Below are 20674 nucleotides of genomic sequence, written 5' to 3'. Positions count from 1 at the left end.
GTCTAGGCTCCCCGGTCCACCGGCACGGCGAATGTCTCCAGCTCATACCGCGCATGAACGGCCCGCAATTGCTCATAGCGGTACCGGTTGTAGGCCAGCGGCTCGAGCACCAACCACTTCGGCAGCCACCGGCGCGCCGCTCGGATTCCGGTGCGATACAACGCAAATTCGGCCTTCTTGGCCGGCGTCCAGGAACTGTTCAACAACTCCATCATCTTCGGGTGCGTCGCCGATTCGGCGCAGATGCGCGCCGGCCGGGCCAGCACGGGCACGGCGGACCGCCAGGCCGGGCCGATGAGCAGCTGCAGCCAGCGCGGCCCGAAGAGCGTCGGGACCGGCGGCCGCCCGAACTGCTTGTCGGCCCACTGCAGGAACGGATTGTCCGCGAGTTCGGTCGCAGCGATCTCGTCGTAGTAGGCGTGCCACTGGGCGGCGGTGGCCGGCACGTCGGCCTGCGCGCTGGGCAGACCGATATCGACCATCACACACACGGTCCGGTAGACCACTTCCCGCTGCGCGGCGGTGAACCCGTCACCGTAGACGGCCAGGTAGCCCGCGTAGAAGATGTTGATCGACGTGGCGCCCACCCACTTCCACAGCTTCGGGTCCAGCGCGCTGTACCTCTCGCCCTCGAAATCGCCTTTGCCGAACCCTTTCACGGCGGCGTGCATCGATTTCAGCCGTTCACCGGTGGCGCGCCGGTCCGCCTCGTCACCGAAGGCAAGCGGGCCGTTCCACAGGAAGCTGCCGATACCGCGATCGGTGAAATTCGTCTCGAACCGACCGGTGGCGTCCACCGCCGCGGCGACCTTTCGGTAGGCCACCTGGTTGAGTGCGAGCCTGCCGAACAGGCCGAAGGCCAGCGGCGTGCCCATCCACCACCGGACGTCGGCGGCCAATTCGTGGTCGGGCTGGCCGGCATGCCATGGGACGGCCACGGCCGACCCGATGTCCGTTGCCGCACTCGTCATTTCGGCCTCCATCGGCAAAACAGGAAACATACGTGTACAGATGGAGCAAACCAGCCGATCGGGGTCTGTGTCAAGATGTTTCAGTGCCCGAGGTCAAGCCCAGCATCACCCGTCGCTACGGCGGCCAGGACGCCGCGGACCGGGTCGCCGAGCGCCGCGGCCGGCTGCTGGCCGCCGGGCTGGAGCTGATGGGCACCCGCGGGACCAGCGGAACCACGGTGCGCGGTGTGACCGAACTGTCAGGCGTGGCGCCCCGGTACTTCTACGAGAGCTTCGCCGACATCGAGGCACTGCACCTGGCGGTGTACAGCCTGGTCATCGAGGAGGGCGCCGCACGGTCGGTCGCCGCGCTGGCCGGCGCGCCCGCCAATGACCACGCCCGGATCCGGGCGGTGCTGGAGGAGATGGTCGACCTCATCCTGGGCGACCCGCGCAAAGGCCGGATCCTGGTGCTGGAGGCCACCGCCTCGCCGGCGCTGGGGCGGCGCAGCCTGGCCGAGTCACGCCGGTTCGCGGGCATGCTCGCCTCGTCGGCCGCCAGCGGCGGTGATCCCGGCCTGGACCCCGACAATCTGCCCACCGATATCCGGTTGATCGCCCAGTTCCTGGTCGGCGGGATGATCAGCACCGTGGGAGCCGTGCTGCAGGGCGATGTGCAGGTGGAACGCGCGCATCTGGTCGACGTGCTGGTGGCCCTTTTCGCCGCCGTACGCACCACTACCAGCGTGGACTGACCGCTTCGAAGGAGGGATCGATACCGCGCATATAGCCGGTGTCGTCGCGATCGCGGATACCGCAGCTCAGATACTGTTCGTGTAGTGCGGCCATGGCGTCACGGTCCAGTTCGACGCCGAGCCCCGGGGTGACCGGGACGGCGACCGAGCCGTCGCGGATCTCCAGGACGCCGGCCTTGACCACCTCTTCGACCTTCCAGGGCCAGTGCGTGTCGCAGGCGTAGGTGAGGTTCGGGGTTGCGGCGGCCAGGTGCACCATCGCCGCCAGGCTGATCCCCAGATGCGAGTTGGAGTGCATGGACAGCCCCAGCCCGAAGGTGTCGCAGCTGCCGGCGAGCAGCCGGGAGCGCTGCAATCCACCCCAGTAATGATGATCGGAGAGCACCACTTTCACCGACCGCGCGGCGACCGCAGGAGCCAACTGGTCGAAGGCCACCACACACATGTTGGTGGCCAGCGGCATCGGTGCCTGCGCGGCCACCTCGGCCATCCCCTCGATACCCGGCGTGGGATCCTCCAGGTACTCCAGGATGCCGGCCAGCCCGGAGGCCACCTTGACCGAGGTCTGCGGGGTCCAGGCCGCGTTGGGGTCCAGCCGCAGCGGGTGATCCGGAAACGCCGCGTGCAGCGCCTCGATGGCCGCCATCTCCTCCTCAGGCGGAAACACCCCGCCCTTGAGTTTGATTGCGGTGAAACCGTATTCGTCGATCATCCGCCGAGCCTGGGCGACCAGACCGTCCGGGTCGAGGGCGGCCCCCCAGGAGTCGGGTTGGTGGCCCGGGTGGGACGCCCACTTGTAGAACAGATACGCACTGAACGGCACCGCGGCCCGCACGGCGCCGCCGAGCAGATCCGAGACCGGCCGGCCGGTGGCGTGGCCCTGCACATCCAGGCAGGCCACCTCGAACGGCGAGAACACCTGATCGACGGCACTGGCCGTGGTGATCATCCCGGCGGTCCCCACGGCGGCGTCGTCACCGCGCAGCCGGTCGGCGATGGCGGACCGAATGGCGTTGAGCGCGAACACATCCAGCCCGGTGATCGCCGACGCCGCGGCATCCAGCCGGGCCAGATGCCTGGTATCGGCGTAGGTCTCGCCGAGGCCGACCAGACCCGCGTCGGTGTCCAGCTCGATGATCGCCCGCAAGGCATACGGCTGGTGCACGCCGACGGTGTTGAGCAACGGCGGATCGACGAACGCCACCGGGGTGATGCGGGCGCCGGTGATGCGGATGGGCGCAGCGGCCATCACAGCACCGCGCGGCCGGCTTTGACGATCTGGGTGAGCTCGGTGAGGTGTTCGGGCGACGGCATGACCAGCGGGGCCCGCACCGGCCCGGCGTCGATGCCTTCCATCGTCACGCCGGCCTTGATCAGCGAGACGGCATAGCCCGGCACCGTGTCGCGCAGCCGGACCAGCGGGTGGAAGAACTCGCGCTGCAGCGCGGCCAGCGCGTCCTCGTTCCCCTCCTCCAGCGCCCGGTAGTAGGCCAGCGCCAGTTCGGGGGCGAAGGCGAAGGTGGCCGACGAGTACAGCGTCACCCCGATGGCGCGGTAGGCCTGCTGGGACACCTCGGCGGTGGGCAGCCCGTTGAAGAACTGGAATGCCTTGCCCGACGTGGCCAATGCGTCGGTGACGGCCCGCACGATGCGTGCCACCCGGTCGATGTCACCGGTGCCGTCCTTGAACCCGACGACGTTGGGAAGCTGCGCGACCTCGACCGCGGAGGCCTCGGTGTAGCGGGCATTCGCGCGGTTGTAGACGATCACCGGCAGGCCGGTGGCGCCGGCCACCTCGCGGGTGTAGTCGACCAGGCCCTGTTGCGACATCGTCACCAGATACGGTGGCAGCAGCAACAATCCGTCCGCGCCGGCGTCGGCGGCGGCCTTGGCGAAGATCTTGGCCTGGGCCACCGATCCGCCCGCTCCGGCATACACCGGAACCCGGCCGGCGGTGGCCGCCACCGCGGTGCGTACCACGGCGGCGAACTCGTGGGACTCCAGCGCGTGGAATTCACCTGTGCCGCAGGCGACGAAGACACCACCGGGTCCGGCGTCGACTCCCCTGGCGACGTGCGCGGCGAGCGCTTCGAGATTGAGCTCACCGGAGGCGGTGAAGGGGGTGACGGGAAAGAACAACACGCCATCGAGCATGGGAGGACTCCTAAGGGGATCGGTGGTGAAAGTCAGTCACGGGTGAGTTGGCCGTCGACCCGGCGCCACAGGCCGTCCGGGTTGCCGTCGGCAATGGCGCTGGGCAGCAACGCATCGGGGACATCCTGGTAGCACACCGGGCGCAGGAACCGTTCGATGGCGCGGGCCCCCACCGAGGTGGTGCGGGAGTCGGAGGTGGCCGGGTACGGTCCGCCGTGCACCATGGCGTGCCCGACCTCGACACCGGTCGGCCACCCGTTGAACAGGATGCGCCCGACCTTGAGTTCCAGCACGGGCAGCAGCTTGGCGGCGACGCCGTAGTCGGATTCCTCGGCGTGCACGGTCGCAGTCAGCTGGCCCTCCAAGCCGGTGGCGACCGCCACCATCTCGTCGATGTCGGCACACCGGATCAGCACGCTGGAGGCTCCGAACACTTCGGCCTGCAGCGCGTCCGTGGCCAGGAACGTCGCCGCATCGGTACTGAAAAGAGCTGGCTGGCAGAATGTTTCACTCTCAGCGGGCTTTCCCCGAGCAACCTCGGTGGAGATGTCACCGAGTGTGTCCACGCCCTTGGCGTAACTCGCGGCGATACCCGGGGTCAGCATCGGGGTGGCCGGGGTGGCGCCGAGCGCGGCGCCGGCGGCGGACAGGAACTCCGCCAGCCCGGGACCGTCCACCGCGAGTACCAGCCCGGGGTTGGTGCAGAACTGTCCGGACCCCATGGTGAGCGAACCGACGAAGGCCTTACCGATCTCGGCGCCGCGGGCGGCCAGGGCGCCCTCGAGCAGGAACACCGGGTTGATGGCACTCATCTCGGCATACACCGGGATGGGTTCCGGGCGTGCGGCCGCCGCTGCCACCAAAGCCGTTCCGGCAAAACGGGATCCGGTGAATCCGACGGCCTTGATCCGCGGGTCGGTGACCAGCGCGGTGCCCAGGGCCGGTCCCGGGCCGAACAGCAGCGAGAAGGTGCCCGCGGGCATCCCGGTCTGCGCGACGGCGCGGGTGATCGCCGCCCCGACGAGTTCCGAGGTACCCGGGTGCGCGTCGTGGGCCTTGACCACCACGGGGCAGCCGGCCGCCAGCGCCGAGGCGGTGTCGCCGCCGGCGACGGAGAAGGCCAGCGGGAAGTTGCTCGCGCCGAACACCGCGACCGGGCCGAGCGGCACCTCGCGCTGTCGGATATCGGCTCGCGGCAGCGGGCTGCGGCCGGGCTGCGCGGGGTCGATGCGGGCACCGTTCCAGCTGCCTTCGCGCAGCACCGCGGCGAACAGCCGGAGCTGGCCGGTGGTACGGCCCACCTCGCCGGCGATGCGGGCCTCGGGCAGACCGCTCTCGGCGACCGCGCGCTCCACCAGCTCGGCCTTGATGTCCTCGATGCTCGAGGCGACGGCCTCAAGGAATTGGGCGCGCCGCTCGGCGGTGGTGGCCCGATACGGCCCGAACGCGTCGGCGGCGGCCGCGCAGGCGGCGTCTACATGCGTCTCGTCGCCATAGCGGAAGGCCGGTTCCAGCGTCTGGCCGGTGGCGGGGTTGTATCCCCGGATCTCGGCGCCGGTTCCTGCGACGGGCCGGCCGGCGATGATCATCTGGCCGGTCGGGTGGGCGGTCAGTCGGGTGGTCACGCGTCCAACGCTAGGACCCCAATCAATTCATGTCCAAGACCGATTTGGCACTCACTAATGCATGAATTGAATGGCGAGGTGCGGCCTCAGGCGGAGATACGACCCCGCTCGGTCAGCCGGCGCAGCACGTCCTCGCCCAGCCCGCGCAGGTCCTGGGCCGATGCCGCGACCAGCGTCACGCCGTCGGCCACCTCGGCGGTTTCGATATCGGCGATCAGCCCGGCCAGCCCGTCGATGGTCCCGGCGTATCGGACCCCGACGGTCTTGCCGTCCAGCGACGCGAACGCCGCCCGCACATCACCGTCGACCGCCACCTCGATGTCGAGGATCACCGCGACCCGTTCCGGCCCACCGCGCAGCCTGGCCCTGGCACGCCTGGCCTGGCCCAGGTCGGCGGCGACCACCCGCACCGCCGGTTCGGCACCGGAGGTCAACTCGCTCCACGCATCATCTGCCAGAAATAGCCGCACGGCGCCACGATAGGGACGCCCGGCCCGCACGCCAACGGTTGCGATCAGCCAGACCCAATGGGAATGCCTACCGGTCCCGTCCCGCCCCGTGCGCCGTCACCGGCCCGCCACCCAGGCTTAGTAGTTTGTACGGGTGACAGCGGAAGCGGTACCGGCGATTCCCCCTCAATACATCCTGTCGTCCTCGGCGCCGGAGCCACGGACCCTGATCGACATCCTCTACGACACCGCCCGCCGCTACCCGGATGCGCCCGCCATCGACGACGGCGAGATCCAGCTCACCTACGCCGAACTGATCGGCGATATCGAGGAGAGTGTCTCCTGGCTGGCCGCCCGCGGGATCGGGCGCGGTGACCGGATCGGTATCCGGATGCCGTCGGGCAGCTATGCGCTGTACACGGCCATCCTGGCGACCCTGGCCAGCGGCGCCGCATATGTCCCGGTCGATGCCGACGACCCCGACGAACGCGCGGCCCTGGTGTTCGGCGAGGCCCAGGTGGTCGCGGTCATCACCGAGAAGGGCCTGGTCCGGGCCACCGGATCGTCGCGCGGCTGGCGGGCCGCGCCGCCGCTGAACCGCGATGACGCCTGGATCATCTTCACCTCCGGCTCGACCGGCACCCCCAAGGGCGTGGCAGTCACCCATCGCAACGCGGCGGCCTTCGTCGACGCCGAGGCGCAGATGTTCCTCAAGTCCAGTCCGCTGGGTCCCGGCGACCGGGTGCTGGCCGGCCTCTCGGTGGCCTTCGACGCCTCCTGCGAGGAGATGTGGCTGGCCTGGCGGCACGGCGCCTGCCTGGTGCCCGCCCCCCGGTCCCTGGTGCGCAGCGGAATGGACCTGGGCCCGTGGCTGGTCTCCCGCGACATCACCGTCGTCTCGACGGTGCCGACGCTGGCCGCGCTGTGGCCCGCCGAGGCGCTGGAAGCGGTGCGATTGTTGATCTTCGGCGGCGAGGCCTGCCCGCCCGAACTCGCCGAGCGGCTGGCGGTGGACGGTCGCGAGGTGTGGAACACCTACGGTCCCACCGAGGCCACCGTGGTGGCGTGCGCCGCCCCCCTGGACGGTAAGGGCCCGGTCAGTATCGGGCTTCCACTGCCGGGCTGGGATCTGGTGGTGGTGGACAAAGCGGGCAACCCGGTCAGGCTGGGCGAGGTGGGCGAGCTCGTCATCGGCGGGGTGGGGCTGGCGCGCTATCTGGACCCGGCCAAGGACGCCGAGAAGTACGCGGCCATGCCGTCGCTGGGCTGGGAGCGGGCCTACCGCAGCGGTGACCTGGTGCGACTGGAGGCAGACGGCCTCTATTTCCAGGGTCGCGCCGACGATCAGGTCAAGGTCGGTGGCCGCCGGATCGAACTGGGCGAGGTGGACTCGGCGCTGGTCAATCTGCCCGGGGTCAGCGGCGGTGCGGCGGCGGTCCGCAAGACCGCCAGTGGCACGCCTCTGCTGGTGGGCTATATCGCCAGTGCCGATCCGTCATTCGATCTCACCGCGGCCCGCACCGCGCTGGCCGCGGCCCTGCCCGCCGCGCTGGTTCCCCGGCTGGTGTTGCTCGACGAGCTGCCCACCCGGACCTCGGGCAAGGTGGACCGCGACGCGTTGCCGTGGCCGCCACCGGGCGCCGGCGCGCAGGACGAGCCCGATCTGGGCACCGGCACCACCGGCTGGCTGGCCGGTCTGTGGCGGGACGTGCTCGGCGCGGCGGTGGACGGACCCGAGGCGGATTTCTTCGCCCTCGGCGGCGGGTCACTGTCGGCCGCCCAGCTGGTGACGGCGGTGCGCTCGCGTTATCCGCAGGTGACCGTCGCCGACCTCTACGATCATCCGCGCCTGGGATCGCTGGCCGGCTATCTCGATGAGCTGGCACCACCGCCGCAGGTGCATGTCCGCGATGTCGCCCCCACCCCGCTGCTCACCCAGCTGACGCAGGTGGCGTTGTCACTGCCGCTGGCCACCCTGACCGGCCTGCAATGGGTCATCTGGCTGGCGGTGCTCAACAATGTGGCCGCCGCGACGCATCTGGTGCCCTGGGCGGCGCAGGTGAACTGGTGGATCGTGGTGGCCGCCTTCGCGGTGTTCATCACCCCGCCCGGGCGGATGGGCATCGCGGTGCTCGGCGCCCGTACCCTGCTGTCCAACCTGGCGCCCGGCACCTACCGGCGCGGCGGTTCGGAACACCTACGGGTGTGGTTCGCCGAACGGCTTGCCGACGCCAGTGGCGCCGAGAACCAGGCCGGCGCACCCTGGCTGGTGTATTACGCACGTGCCCTGGGCAATTCGGTGGGCAAGGGCGTCGACCTGCATTCCGCGCCGCCGGTCACCGGCATGCTCACCGTCGGGCACCGCGCCTCCGTCGAGCCCGAAGTGGACCTCACCGGCCACTGGGTGGACGGTGACCTGTTCCACGTCGGGCCGATCAGCATCGGCAACGACGCCACCATCGGGGCCCGCACCACCTTGTTCCCCGGCGCCGTGGTGGGCAAGAACGCCGATGTGGCACCGGGTTCCGGAGTGGTCGGCAAGGTGAAGAACAACCAGTACTGGAAAGGCTCGCCGGCCGCGAAATCCGGCAAGGCGCGCCACCCCTGGCCCGACGAACGGCCGCCTCGCGCTCCGATCTGGGTGGCGATCTACAGCGTGACGTCGATGTTGTTGGGCGCCTTGCCGTTGGCGGGCCTGACCGCCGGACTGGCCGTGCTGGCCTGGGCCGTGCGCCACAGCGCCACACCCACCGCGGCGATCGTCCCGGCATTGATCTGGACGCCCGCGGCGGCGCTCGCCGCGATGGTCACCTACGCCGCGCTGACGGTGATCGGCGTCCGGCTGCTGTCCATCGGTCTGGACGAGGGTTACCACCCGGTGCGCAGCCGGGTGGGCTGGCAGCTGTGGGCCACCGAGCGACTGATGGACGCCGCCCGCAACTACCTGTTCCCGATCTACGCCAGCCTGTTGACGCCGTGGTGGTTGCGGGTGCTGGGGGCCAAGATCGGCAAGGGCACCGAGATTTCGACGGCCCTGCTGACGCCGAAGTTCACCGTGGTGGAGGACGGCGCATTCCTGGCCGACGACACCATGGTCGCCTCCTACGAACTCGGCGGCGGCTGGATCCACGTGGCCAGGGCCACCATCGGTAAGCGGGCTTTCCTGGGTAACTCCGGGATCACCCAGCCCGGGCGCCGGGTCCCCGACGACGGCCTGGTGGCGGTGTTGTCGGCCGCCCCGCACAAGTCCAAGGCCGGGTCATCCTGGCTGGGCAGCCCGCCTATCCGGTTGCGCCGCAACCCCACCGATGCCGATGTACAGCGCACCTTCCATCCCTCGGCGGGGCTGAAGGTCATGCGTTCGGTGGTCGAGACCTGCCGCATCATCCCCGTCATCGTGACCTTCGCCATCGGCGTCGCCGTGCTGGCCGCGCTGCAGGGGCTGGCCGGTGCGTACGGTTACGCCGTCGCGGCGCTGGCCGGCGGTGTGGTGCTGCTGATCGCGGGTGCGGTCGCGGGTGCCATCGCGGTCGTCGCCAAATGGCTTGTCATCGGCCGTATCCGGGCCGTCGAACATCCGCTGTGGTCGTCGTTCGTCTGGCGCAACGAAGTGTCGGACACTTTCGTCGAGACGGTTGCCGCGCCGTGGTTCGCCCGCGCTGCCACCGGTACCCCGGTGATGAACATCTGGCTGCGCGGGCTGGGCGCCAAGATCGGCCGCGGTGTGTGGTGCGAGACCTACTGGCTGCCCGAGGCCGACCTGGTCCGCCTCGGCGCTGGCAGCACCGTCAACCGCGGCTGCGTGGTGCAGACACACCTGTTCCACGACCGGATCATGCGGATGGACACGGTGATCCTGGACGACGGCGCCACCCTCGGGCCGCACTGTGTCGCGCTGCCCGCCAGCAAGATCGGTGCGGGCGCCGCGGTGGGCCCGGCATCGCTGGTGATGCGCGGGGACGAGGTGCCCGCGTTCACCCGCTGGCAGGGTAACCCGATCGCGGTATGGGATCCGGCCAAGAAGAAGAAGGCATGAGCACCCGCGCGAAGAAGGCAGCCAAGAAGGCCGCCGGGGCCGCCACCAGCCCACCGGTGATCGACCCGTATCTGCCGCGCAACGGCAACTTCGGGTATCGGGTGTCGCGCTATGAGCTCGATCTGGAGTACAAGGTTTCGGCGAACCGGCTGGCCGGGTCGGCCACCGTCACCGCGGTGACGCTGGCGGAGTTGCGCACGTTCACCATGGATCTGTCCGACGCCATGGCCGTCGCCAAGGTCTCGGTGAACGGGCGCCGCCCCCACCAGTTCCGATGTTCGAACGGCAAATTGCACATCACCCTGCCCGCCAAGCTGCCCGCCGGCGCCGCGATGACCATCGTCATCCGCTACGGCGGCAACCCGCGCCCCATCCGCAGCCTGTGGGGCGAGGTCGGTTTCGAAGAGCTCACCAACGGCGCGTTGGTCGCCGGCCAGCCCAACGGTGCGGCGTCCTGGTTTCCGTGCGATGACCACCCCGCCGCCAAGGCCAGCTTCCGTATCAAGATCGCCACCGACAGCCCGTACTACGCGATCGCCAACGGCGAGTTGGTGTCCCGCCAGGTCCGGGCCAGCCTGGCCACCTGGACCTACGAGCTCACCGAGCCCACCTCGACCTATCTGGTCACCCTGCAGATCGGGATGTATGACCGGGTCCGGTTGCAGAAGGGACCGGTACCGATGCATGCGGTGCTGCCGGACCGGCTGCGGCGCAACTTCGATCACGATTTCGGCAGGCAGCCGCAGATGATGAGGTTGTTCACCAGACTGTTCGGCCCGTACCCGATCTCCAGCGGGTACTCCGTCGTGGTCACCGACGATGATCTCGAGATACCGCTTGAGGCCCAAGGGCTTTCGATATTCGGGGCCAATCACTGCGACGGTAAGCGCAGCGCCGAACGGCTGATAGCCCACGAGATGGCCCACCAGTGGTTCGGCAATTCGGTCACGGTGCGGCGCTGGCGCGACATCTGGCTGCACGAGGGATTCGCCTGTTACGCCGAATGGCTGTGGTCCGAGGAATCCGGCGGGCCCAGCGCCGATGAGCGCGCCCGCTCCTACCACAAGCGCCTGCAGAACTCCCCGCAGAATCTGCTGCTGACCGATCCCGGCCCGGCCGATATGTTCGACGACCGGGTATACAAACGCGGCGCGTGTGCGCTGCACGCTCTGCGTACCACGATCGGTGATGCGGATTTCTTTGCGCTGCTGCAGGATTGGACGGCGCGCTACCGGCACAGCACCGCGGTGACCGACGATTTCACCGGGCTGGCCGCCAACCACGCCACCGTGTCCCTGCGCCCGCTCTGGGATGACTGGCTGTACTCGACGGCCGTGCCGGACCTGTGACGGCCTCATGACCGGGGGGCCGGTCACGCGCAGCAGTGTCGCCCGGGTGGGGGTGGCCACGGTGGCGTCCGCGCTGTGCGGCTACGCCGTGCTCTACCTGGCGGCGCGCAATCTCGAACCGGCCGGCTTCTCGTTGTTCGGGGTGTTCTGGGGTGCGTTCGGTCTGGTGACCGGTGCGGCGTTCGGCCTGTTGCAAGAGGCCACCCGGGAGGTGCGGGCGGCCAGGACGACCACGATCACCGGCCCGCGCACCCATCCGATGCGGGTCGCCGCCGGGGTGGCCGTCGCGGCCGCCGTGACCATCGCGCTGACCGCGCCACTGTGGTCGGCGCAGGTATTCGTCCAGTTCCGCCTGCTCAGTGTGGCGCTGCTGAGCGTCGGGCTGGCCGGGTTCTGCCTGCATGCCACCCTGCTCGGCATGCTCGCCGGCGTGGACCGCTGGACCCAGTACGGCGCGCTGATGGTCACCGATGCGGGTATCCGAGTGCTGGTCGCGGTGGCCAGCTTCCTGGCCGGGTGGGGACTGGCCGGATATCTGTGGGCCACCGTCGCCGGATCGGTGGCCTGGCTGCTGTTGCTGCTGGCCTCCCCGGCCAGCCGGGCCGCCGCGGTGCTCGCGACGCCGGGAAGTGTGCGCACCTTCCTGGCCGGCGCCTCCCATTCCATCGCCGCCGCCGGTGCCAGTGCCATCCTGATCATGGGTTTTCCGGTCCTGCTGAAAGCCACCACCCCGCACCTGGGCGCCACCGGCGGTGTGGTCATCCTGGCCGTCACGCTGACCAGGGCCCCGCTGCTGGTGCCGCTCACCTCGCTGCAGGGCAACCTGATCGCCTATTTCGTGGACAAGCCGCATGAGCGGTTGCGTGCCCTGATTCCCCCGGCTCTGCTCGTGATGGCGATCGGGTTGCTCGGTGTGGTCGCGGCGGGATTGGCCGGGCCGTGGCTGCTGCGCGCCGCATTCGGTCCGGATTATCTGGCCGGCGGCGGGCTGCTGGCCTGGCTGACCGCCGGCGCGGTGGCCATCGCCTTGTTGACGCTGACCGGTGCCGCCACCGTGGCCGCCGCCCTGCACCGGGCCTACGCGGTGGGCTGGGTGAGTGCCACCGTCGCAGCCACCCTGCTGCTGCTCCTGCCCGTCGCGCTGGAGACCCGCACGATCATCGCGCTGTTGTGCGGGCCGGTCGCGGGAATCGTGGTGCACCTGGCCGCGCTGGCGCGGGCGTCCAAGGATTGAGCTTGTAGTCTGGTGCCCATCGACACCTCGTACCAGGACGTTTGGATCATCGTCCCCGCCTTCAACGAAGCGAGCGTCATTGCCGACGTCGTCGCCGAACTGCGCACCGTTTTCCCGCACGTGGTGTGTGTGGACGACGGCAGCCGCGACCACACCGGTGACGCCGCGCTGGCCGCCGGCGCGCATGTGGTGCGCCATCCGGTGAATCTCGGCCAGGGCGCGGCCATCCAGACCGGGGTGGAGTACGCCCGGTCGCGGCCCGGGGCCGCGGTGTTCGTCACCTTCGACGCCGACGGGCAACACCGGGTCAAGGACGTCATCAAGATGATCGACCGGCTCAGCGCCCAGGACGTCGATTTGGTGATCGGCACCCGGTTCGGCGGTACGGTCAGCCATACCCCGCCACTCAAGCGGGTCGTGCTGCGCGCCGCGGCGATCCTGAGCCCGCACAGCCGCAGCCTGGGCCTGACCGACGCGCACAACGGATTGCGGGTGTTCGGCAAGGTGGTCGCCGACGAGCTCAACATCACCATGAACGGGATGGCCCATGCCGGCGAGTTCATCGCGCTGGCCGTCGAAAACCGTTGGCGGGTGGCCGAAGAGCCGGTCGAGATCCTCTACACCGACTACTCGAAGTCCAAGGGCCAGCCGTTGGTCAACGGGGTCAACATCCTGTTCGACGGCCTGCTGCGCGGGAGGATGCCCCGATGAACTGGATCCAGGTGCTGCTGATCGTCGCGATCATCGCCCTGCTGGTGTACCTGCTGCGGTCGCGGCGCAGCGCGCAGTCCAAGGCCTGGGTGAAGCTGGGCTATCTGCTGTTCGTCATCGCGGCGATCTACGCAATCGTCCGGCCCGACGACACCACGGTGGTGGCCAACTGGCTCGGCGTGAAACGCGGCGCGGACCTGCTGGAGTACGCCTTGATCATCGCGTTCCTGTTCACCACCATGAGCACCTACATGCGATTCAAGGATCTGGAGCTGCGCTATGCGCGGCTGGCCCGGGCAGTGGCGCTGGACGGCGCGCGCACACCCGAAAAAGATCAGTAGCCGCCGAGCAATTCGGTCAGCAGGGCGATCTTGCGGGCGTCGAATTCGGCGTCGGGCAGCACCGGGCGCAGCATGGCCGCACCGTCGAAGGTGTTGGTCAGCAGCGCGGTCACCACGGCGCGGGTGCCGTCCGGGATCCGCTCGGCGGCAGGCAGCGCGCTGGCCGCCTCCAAGATCTTCGCGCTGTACTCGGTGAGCACGTCCGCCAGTGTGGTGCGCAGCTTTTCGTCGGTGCGGGCGGCGATCATCAGTTCGTAGAGCACCGCGTTGGTGTCGTTACCGGTGATGTCGCGCAATGCGGTCAGCACGGCGGGAAGTGGGGCCTCGCTCGCCGGGATCTCGGCGACCCGCTTGCCGAACAGTTCCAGCTGGCGCCGCAGCACCTCATAGGCGGTGGCGGCCATGAAATCGCCGATGGTGGGATAGTGCCGGAACAACGCCCCTACCGACATTCCGGCCCGCTTACAGATGACCGCCGCCGAAGCCCGCGCGTAACCGATCTCGATGATCGTCTGGATGCTGGCGTCGAGCAGCCGGGCGACGGTCTCGGCGCGCCGCTGTTGCTGGGTTCTGGCCATGTCAGACGGCGGCGGACCGGGGTGAGCGCAGTGACTGGGAATCCGATGCGCCGGCACGCAGGTAGCGACCCGAACGCGCCGTGGTGCCGTAGCCCTCGCGGAACTCGCCGCTGCGGAACACCACCTGGCCGTTGACACCGGTGGCGATCACGGTGGCGTCGTTGCGGTTGACCATCCGGCTCAGGCCGCCGTAGAACGGGACCGTCTCCTCGTGGTATTCGTTCACCGAATCATCAAGGGCGGCAGGGTCGATCACCACGAAGTCGGCACGATCCCCGCGGCGCAAGGTACCCGCGTCCAGCCCGAACCAGTCGGCCACCTCCGCGGTGAGCCGATGCACGGCGTGCTCGGGGGTCAGGAACGGCCGGCCCGCCGTATCGGCGTCGCGCACCCGCTTGAGCAGCCGCAGCGCATAGTTGTAGAACGCCATGTTGCGCAGGTGCGCACCGGCATCCGAGAAACCCATGTGCACCGAGGGCTCCTTGGCCAGCTTGTCGAGCTGCTTGGGCCGGTGGTTGGCCACGATGGTGGTCCACCGGACGTTGCGTTCCCCATTTTCCACGAGCACGTCCAAAAAGGCGTCCAGCGGATGGATTCCGCGTTCGTCGGCGATCTGGCCGAAGCTCTTGCCGATCAGGGCGGCATCCGGGCACTCGACGATCTTGGCGTCGTGGAAGTCGCGGTGCCACAGGGCGGGTCCGAGTTTGCGGCGGTCGAACGAGCGGTGGAACCGGCGCCGGTACTCCGGGTCGGCGAGCAGCTCGTTGCGCTCCAGTTGATCGCGCAGGTGCAGGGCCGCGGTGCCTGCGCCGAACTCCTCGAACACCGGGAGATCGATTCCGTCGGAATACAATTCGAACGGCACCGGCAGATGCTGGAAACGCACCTTGGAGCCCAGCAGCCGATTCAGCAGCCGGACACCCGGGCCGAGGATGTGCACGGCCCCAGGCGAAGATTTGGCATCGGCCGAGACCAGCAGGCTCATCTTCACCCCGCGGCGTCGGCCGAACCAGCCGCTGCTCTCCAGGAAGAAGTTCAGCGCCTCTTGCATTTTCGCGACGTTCGGCGCGCTCTGCAGGATGCGCCCGTGCTTGCGCAACACCTTGATCAGCCGGCGGCGTTCCCGCCAGGTGGCGAAGGTGGACGGCAGTGCGCGGGAACGGAACCGGTCCCCGTCGAGTTTGTCGATGGCGGCGTCCATCCCGGACATCCCGAGCATGCCGGCGGCCAGGGCCGCCTCCAACCTCTCGGCCATGGTGTCCAACTCGGCGTCGGTCGGGATGACATCGCGCGTGGTGGCGCGGTCCAGCCCAAGCACCGAGGCACGCAGATCGGAATGGCCGAGCAGCGAGGCGATATTCGGGCCCAGCGCCAGCGCGTCGATGGCCTCCACATACTCGGCCGGATTCGACCAGGTCTTGTGTCCCTGCAGCGCCCCGAGCACGTACTGGCGGGGCACCGCCTCCACCCGGCTGAACAGATCGGCGGCATCCTCGGTGTCGGCGTACACCGTCGACAACGAGCACATGCCCAGCAGGACGGTGGTGACACCGTGCCGCACCGATTCGCGCAGTCCCGGGTCGAGCAGCACCTCGGCGTCGTAGTGCGTGTGCACGTCGATGAAGCCGGGAATCACCCACTTGCCGGCCGCGTCGATGACCTCGGGGCAGCCGGTCTCGTCCAAGAGATCGCCCGAGGCCTCGGCCACCACGCTGGCGACGATGCCGTCCCGGATGCCGAGCGTTCGGGTCAACGGGACGCGGCCCGTTCCGTCGAACCACAGGCCGTCACGGATGATCACGTCGTAGGGCATGACGTCACCCTAAGTTAGATAGCGACCGCTCACAATCTTTTTCCGCAAATCAGGCGCGGAAGGACTCGACCGTCCGCTCGATGCCCGCTTCGATGTCGACCTGCGGCCGCCAGCCCAGCACCTGGGCGCCGCGGCTGATGTCGAGCTGGGATTTGCGCAGATCACCGAGCCGGGCGGGGCGCAATTCCGGGTCGTCGGCCGCACCCGCCGCCTTGGCGATCGCGCTGTGCAGCTCACGCACCGTGGTGCTGACGCCGGTGCCGATGTTGAACCGCTGGCCGCTGCCGGCCTCTCCGGAGGCCTTGACGAAGGCGTCCACCACGTCGTCGACGAAAACGTAGTCGCGGCTGTCGGTGCCGTCGCCGAAGATCTTGGTGGGCTGACCCGCCAGCAACGCCTTGGCGAAGATCGCCACCACGCCGGCCTCGCCGTGCGGATCCTGGCGCGGGCCGTAGACGTTGCCCGGCGCGATGTGCGAGCAGTCCAGTCCGTACAGATTGCGGAAGGTGTTGAGGTAGACCTCGCCGGCCACCTTGCTGGCCGCGTACGGCGAGGCCGGGTCGGTGGGCACGTCCTCCCCGGTGGGAAACACCGGCGGGGTTCCGTAGATGGATCCGCCCGAGGAGGTGTGCACGATCTTGCGGACACCGTGCGTGCGGGCCGCCTCGGCCAGCCGGATGGTGCCGACCACGTTCACCGTGGCGTCGAATTCGGGTTTGTCCACCGAGTGGCGCACCGAGATCTGGGCGGCCAGGTGGAAGATCACCTCGGGTTTGGCCTGCGCAATGATCGTGGCGAGGTCGGCGTCGACGATATCGGCCTCGACGAAGGTGAAGTTCGGATTGGCGTCCGCCGAGGCCAGGTTGGACCGCCGGCCCGTACTCAGATCGTCGACACCGGCCACCGTGTGGCCGTCGGCAAGCAGTCGATCGACGAGCGTTGACCCGATGAATCCAGCAGCTCCGGTGACCAGTGTGCGCACGGACTCACTCTAACGACGCAAGATGAGCGGCCGTACAGTCGGCAGCGATGAAGAGGGTCCACCATGTCGCGCTGGCGCTGATCGTGGCGCAGCTGGCGATCCGCGGCGTGGTGGCCTTCGGCGGCTACTTCTACTGGGACGACCTGATCCTGATCGGCCGGGCCGGCACTCAGGGGCTGCTGTCGCCGGGTTACCTGTTCGACGACCACGACGGCCATGTGATGCCAGGGGCGTTCCTGGTGGCCGGCGCCATCACCCGGCTGGCGCCGTTGCACTGGGCCTGGCCGGCGTTGAGTCTGCTGGCACTGCAACTGGTGGCCTCGCTGGCGCTGTTGCGCACGCTGCGCATCATCCTGGGCCGGCGGCCGGTGCTGTTGGTGCCGTTGGTTTTTGCGCTGTTCACCCCGCTGACGGTGCCGGCCTTCGCGTGGTGGGCGGCCGGGCTGAACTCGTTGCCGCTGCAGGCCGCGCTGGCCTGGGTGTGCGGGGAGGCGATCCTGTTCGTACGCACCGGCGATCGGCGCCGCCTCGGGTCGGCGGTGCTGGTGTACTTCGGCGCGCTGCTGTTCTTCGAGAAGTCGGCCGTCATCCCGTTCGTCGCGTTCGCGGTGACCGCCCTGCTGGCGCACGTGTGCGGTGATTCGGTCGCCGCGGTGTGGCGGCGGGGACGGGCGCTGTGGGCGTCGCTACTGGCGGTCACCGCGATCTGGATCGGGGTCTACCTTCTGGTCGTCGACCAGAAGCGCTGGACGCTGGATCCGGTGATGACATGGGATCTGTTGCGGCGCTCGGTGACCCACGCGATCGTGCCGGGCTTGGCGGGCGGCCCGTGGGAGTGGCAGCGCTGGGCTCCGGCCTCGCCGTGGGCCACCCCCGGGCCCGTCGTCATGTGGGCGGGCTGGCTGATGCTGCTGGCCGCGTTGGCCGTGTCACTGGCCCGCAAGCGGCGGATCGGCTGGGTGTGGGGCACCGCCGCCGGCTACGCGGTGGCCTGCCAGGTGCCGATCTACCTGATGCGGTCCTCCCGCTTCACCGCACTCGAGCTGGCGCAGACGTTGCGGTATCTGCCCGACCTGGTGGTGGTGCTCGCGCTGCTGGCCGCGGTGGCGTTCCGCGCGCCCAACCGTCCGTCCCCCCGGCTGGACGCCTCGGTGCCCCGCTCGGTGGTGATCGGTGCGGTCGCCGTCGCGTTCGTGGGCAGCAGCCTCTATTCGACGGTGACGTTCCTGCGGGTGTGGCGGGACAGCCCGGTGCCGGCCTACCTGGCCAATGCCCGCGCCGGACTGGCCTCGGTGAACACGCCGTTACTCGACCAGGAGGTCGATCCGCTGATCCTGCAGCGGGTGGCCTGGCCAGAGAACCTGGCCAGCCACATGTTCGCGCTGATCCACCCGCGTCCCGAGTTCGCTTCGGCCACAACAGAATTGCGCATGTTCGACAGCGCGGGCCGGCTGCTGGAGGCGAAGGTGACCTGGGTGCGCACCATCGTCGCCGGTCCGGCACCGAACTGCGGCTACCTGGTCCAGCCCGACCAGGAGATCACCATGCCACTGGATGGCCCGCTGTTGCCCGCCGACTGGACCGCCGAGATCAACTATCTGGCCAACAACGACGGTTCGCTGACGATGACGCTGCCCGAGGGCGTGCCCGCGAAGGTGCCCGTGCGGCCCGGCCTGAACCGCGTCTTCGTTCGGCTGCCCGGCGCCGGGGCGGCCATCCGGGTGCGCGCCAACACCGCGGCATTGTCGGTGTGCATCGCGCGGGGTCCGGTCGGATTCGTGGCGCCGAAGTAGCGCCCCGGCGTGTGCGCCGGGATCTGTCGGTGCGGTTCCCTAGGCTGCACGACATGAGTTGGCCCGATTCCCGTCCCTCGGTCGTCGCGCCGTGCCCGCACTGCGATACCGAGACGGTGTGGTTGCAAACCGTGCACGGTGGCTGGCATCTCTTCGACGCCCAGATGCAGCCGACGGACGACAGCGCACCCGGAAACAGGTTCGCCATCGCGCGCCGGTCCCGGCAGGTGGTCGACCTGGACAACGTCCTGGAAACCCGTTGGCCGACAACATGTTTGTCCCTGCACCGATTCCGCTGCCCCGACAGCTACGACGACGCGCATCACCGGCGCAGGCCCAGGCAGGCCAATGACATCGACCTGGAGGGGTTGTGGCGCCGGCTCGCCGAGCGCACCTCCGCCGAGCGCCGGGCCGGTTAGGGGCAGCGCGCCACCAGTCTGGTCGCGGCGTCGACGGCCACCGCGCGCCGGTGCGCGATCACGTCCGGATCGTCGGTGCGGGCCGCGGGGTCGGGTAGGTTGACCCAGGTCAGCCCGATGGAGAACAGCAGCGCCATCAGGTCGGCCGGTTGCCAGGCGGGGTCCACCAGGCCGTTGGCCTGCGCGGCCGCGATGGCGCCGAAACCCTGGGCCTGAGCGGATTCCAGCTCGACCTCGCTCTCGGGCGGCACCAGGGCGAACCCTTCCAGCTGCGCCCAGGCGATCATCCGGAAGTGCTCGGGCCTGCTGCAGGTGAGGTCGTAGACGTCGCCGGCGAATTCGGCCACGGCCGTGGGCCGCAGCGTCACGGCCTGCATGAACTCGGCGAAGTCAGTGGCCACGACCTCCCGGAACAGCGTCTCCTTGTCGCTGAAGTGCGCGTAGAGGCGTTCCTTACTGGCCGCGGCCGCCTTGGCGATGCGATCGATGCGCGCACCGGCCAGCCCGCATTTGGCGAACTCCGCGCGGGCAGCGGTCAGGATTTCGCCACGCAACTCTGCCTTGGTTCTCACAGCCGAATCCTAACAAGACGAACCAGTTCGTTCGGTACGATGGGCTGATGGCCGCGAACATCATGACCGACGTCGACACCCTGATCGAGGCGCCCGGGCACATCCGGGCCATCCGGCGCGCCGCGGAATCCGTGGCCGACGCGGCGGCACCGCTGGTCGACCTGTACCGGCCGTACGTCGACGGACTGCACAATCTGCCCCGCGACGGCCGATTCCTGTTGGTGGGCAACCACTCCCAGGCCGGTACCGAGGGGTTCCTGATCCCCTACGTGGTGCGCCGCGAAATCGGGATGCTGGTCCGGCCGTTGACCGACCGGGGTTTCGGCAAGATGCCGTTCCCGGCGGCCGACCTGCTGGCCGCGTTCGGCGCGACGGTCGGCGCACCCGAATCGGCCCGCGAGTTGATGCGGCACCACCAGCCCATCCTGGTGTTCCCCGGCGGCGGACGCGAGATCGCCAAGTTCAAGGGTGAGCAGAACACGCTGCGCTGGGCGGACCGGGCCGGCTTCGCCCGGCTGTCGGTGGAGCACGCGTACCCGATCGTGCCCGCCGCACTGATCGGTGGTGACGACGTCTACATCAGCCCGACCCGGCGGGACGGCCCGTGGGGCCGGTTCAGCCAGGGCCTGGCCGCCCGGCTCGGCGGCAAACCCGATATGGCCATGCCGCTGCTGCGCGGTATCGGCCCGACCCTGCTGCCCCGCCCGCAGCGGATGTACCTGCGCTTCGGCCCGCCGATCGACACTGCCCAGCCGGCAGGCACCGACCACCAGGAGTGGGTGGCCACCATCCGCGACGAGACGAAGAAGTCACTGGAGCGCTCGATGCAGGAATTGCTCGCGATTCGCGCCGAAGATCCCTACCGGGAACTCAATCCGCTGGCCTGGCGCCGGGCCGTGCAGCCCGGCTGATC

Annotated in this window: 18 protein-coding genes; 9 read left to right on the top strand and 9 right to left on the bottom strand. The window is 69.3% G+C overall.

What is annotated here, in order from left to right; all coding sequences use genetic code 11:
• Window positions 1–2: 2 nt before the first annotated feature.
• On the bottom strand, window positions 3–971 hold the full coding sequence (locus tag ACXPWS_RS02100; protein WP_458710851.1) for an oxygenase MpaB family protein: 969 nt from the start codon (window positions 969–971) through the stop codon (window positions 3–5).
• A gap of 83 nt (window positions 972–1054) precedes the next feature.
• Between ACXPWS_RS02100 and ACXPWS_RS02095 the strand changes: the two genes are divergently transcribed.
• Window positions 1055–1705, top strand: coding sequence for a TetR/AcrR family transcriptional regulator (locus tag ACXPWS_RS02095; protein WP_458710850.1), 651 nt, complete (start codon window positions 1055–1057; stop codon window positions 1703–1705).
• On the opposite strand, the gene ACXPWS_RS02090 is transcribed toward ACXPWS_RS02095, so the two are convergent.
• From ACXPWS_RS02090 to ACXPWS_RS02075, 4 genes are all read right to left on the bottom strand, one after another.
• Window positions 1689–2954, bottom strand: coding sequence for a glucarate dehydratase family protein (locus tag ACXPWS_RS02090; protein ID WP_458710849.1), 1266 nt, complete (start codon window positions 2952–2954; stop codon window positions 1689–1691). The two genes, ACXPWS_RS02095 and ACXPWS_RS02090, sit on opposite strands and share 17 nt — an antisense overlap.
• Window positions 2954–3859 (bottom strand): 5-dehydro-4-deoxyglucarate dehydratase, encoded by a 906-nt coding sequence (locus ACXPWS_RS02085; RefSeq protein WP_458710848.1) that lies wholly within the window; start codon window positions 3857–3859, stop codon window positions 2954–2956. The genes ACXPWS_RS02090 and ACXPWS_RS02085 overlap by 1 nt, the downstream gene beginning before the upstream one ends.
• Window positions 3860–3891: 32 nt before the next feature.
• Window positions 3892–5448: an aldehyde dehydrogenase (NADP(+)) gene (locus tag ACXPWS_RS02080; RefSeq protein ID WP_458713377.1), complete on the bottom strand. Its 1557-nt coding sequence runs from the start codon at window positions 5446–5448 to the stop codon at window positions 3892–3894.
• 122 nt (window positions 5449–5570) lie between these two features.
• A complete protein-coding gene (locus tag ACXPWS_RS02075) occupies window positions 5571–5954 on the bottom strand; it encodes a hypothetical protein (RefSeq protein WP_458710847.1) in 384 nt (127 codons plus the stop codon).
• A 133-nt stretch (window positions 5955–6087) separates the two neighbouring features.
• Between ACXPWS_RS02075 and ACXPWS_RS02070 the strand changes: the two genes are divergently transcribed.
• From ACXPWS_RS02070 to ACXPWS_RS02050, 5 genes are read left to right on the top strand one after another with little or no spacing between them, the layout of a single operon-like run.
• The gene (locus ACXPWS_RS02070) at window positions 6088–9969 is read left to right on the top strand and encodes a Pls/PosA family non-ribosomal peptide synthetase (protein ID WP_458710846.1); all 3882 of its coding nucleotides are present in this window, start codon (window positions 6088–6090) and stop codon (window positions 9967–9969) included.
• Window positions 9966–11318: a M1 family metallopeptidase gene (locus tag ACXPWS_RS02065; RefSeq protein ID WP_458710845.1), complete on the top strand. Its 1353-nt coding sequence runs from the start codon at window positions 9966–9968 to the stop codon at window positions 11316–11318. Before ACXPWS_RS02070 ends, ACXPWS_RS02065 begins: the two co-directional genes overlap by 4 nt.
• A 7-nt stretch (window positions 11319–11325) precedes the next feature.
• Complete coding sequence (locus ACXPWS_RS02060; protein ID WP_458710844.1) at window positions 11326–12552, top strand: polysaccharide biosynthesis protein; 1227 nt, start codon at window positions 11326–11328, stop codon at window positions 12550–12552.
• A 12-nt stretch (window positions 12553–12564) separates the two neighbouring features.
• The gene (locus tag ACXPWS_RS02055) at window positions 12565–13263 is read left to right on the top strand and encodes a glycosyltransferase family 2 protein (protein ID WP_458710843.1); all 699 of its coding nucleotides are present in this window, start codon (window positions 12565–12567) and stop codon (window positions 13261–13263) included.
• Complete coding sequence (locus ACXPWS_RS02050; protein WP_458710842.1) at window positions 13260–13604, top strand: DUF2304 family protein; 345 nt, start codon at window positions 13260–13262, stop codon at window positions 13602–13604. The genes ACXPWS_RS02055 and ACXPWS_RS02050 overlap by 4 nt, the downstream gene beginning before the upstream one ends.
• On the opposite strand, the gene ACXPWS_RS02045 is transcribed toward ACXPWS_RS02050, so the two are convergent.
• The 3 genes from ACXPWS_RS02045 to ACXPWS_RS02035 are packed head-to-tail and all read right to left on the bottom strand — an operon-like array spanning window position 13598 to window position 16977.
• Window positions 13598–14182: a TetR family transcriptional regulator gene (locus tag ACXPWS_RS02045; protein WP_458710841.1), complete on the bottom strand. Its 585-nt coding sequence runs from the start codon at window positions 14180–14182 to the stop codon at window positions 13598–13600. The two genes, ACXPWS_RS02050 and ACXPWS_RS02045, sit on opposite strands and share 7 nt — an antisense overlap.
• 1 nt (window position 14183) lies before the next feature.
• A complete protein-coding gene (locus ACXPWS_RS02040) occupies window positions 14184–15995 on the bottom strand; it encodes an N-acyl-D-amino-acid deacylase family protein (RefSeq protein WP_458710840.1) in 1812 nt (603 codons plus the stop codon).
• 49 nt (window positions 15996–16044) lie between these two features.
• A complete protein-coding gene (locus ACXPWS_RS02035) occupies window positions 16045–16977 on the bottom strand; it encodes an NAD-dependent epimerase/dehydratase family protein (RefSeq protein ID WP_458710839.1) in 933 nt (310 codons plus the stop codon).
• Window positions 16978–17024: 47 nt separating this feature from the next.
• Here ACXPWS_RS02035 and ACXPWS_RS02030 point away from each other — a divergent pair, with 47 nt between their 5' ends.
• A complete protein-coding gene (locus ACXPWS_RS02030; RefSeq protein WP_458710838.1) occupies window positions 17025–18770 on the top strand; it encodes a hypothetical protein in 1746 nt (581 codons plus the stop codon).
• A 53-nt stretch (window positions 18771–18823) separates the two neighbouring features.
• Complete coding sequence (locus ACXPWS_RS02025; protein ID WP_458710837.1) at window positions 18824–19189, top strand: hypothetical protein; 366 nt, start codon at window positions 18824–18826, stop codon at window positions 19187–19189.
• On the opposite strand, the gene ACXPWS_RS02020 is transcribed toward ACXPWS_RS02025, so the two are convergent.
• Window positions 19186–19761: a TetR family transcriptional regulator gene (locus ACXPWS_RS02020; protein ID WP_458710836.1), complete on the bottom strand. Its 576-nt coding sequence runs from the start codon at window positions 19759–19761 to the stop codon at window positions 19186–19188. The genes ACXPWS_RS02025 and ACXPWS_RS02020 overlap by 4 nt on opposite strands.
• Window positions 19762–19808: 47 nt before the next feature.
• On the opposite strand from ACXPWS_RS02020, the gene ACXPWS_RS02015 reads away from it, so the two are divergent.
• A complete protein-coding gene (locus tag ACXPWS_RS02015) occupies window positions 19809–20672 on the top strand; it encodes a lysophospholipid acyltransferase family protein (RefSeq protein WP_458710835.1) in 864 nt (287 codons plus the stop codon).
• Window positions 20673–20674: the final 2 nt, after the last annotated feature.

It is taken from the genome of Mycobacterium sp. BMJ-28, assembly GCF_054404835.1.
This window is presented reverse-complemented; position numbering and strand designations above follow the sequence as displayed.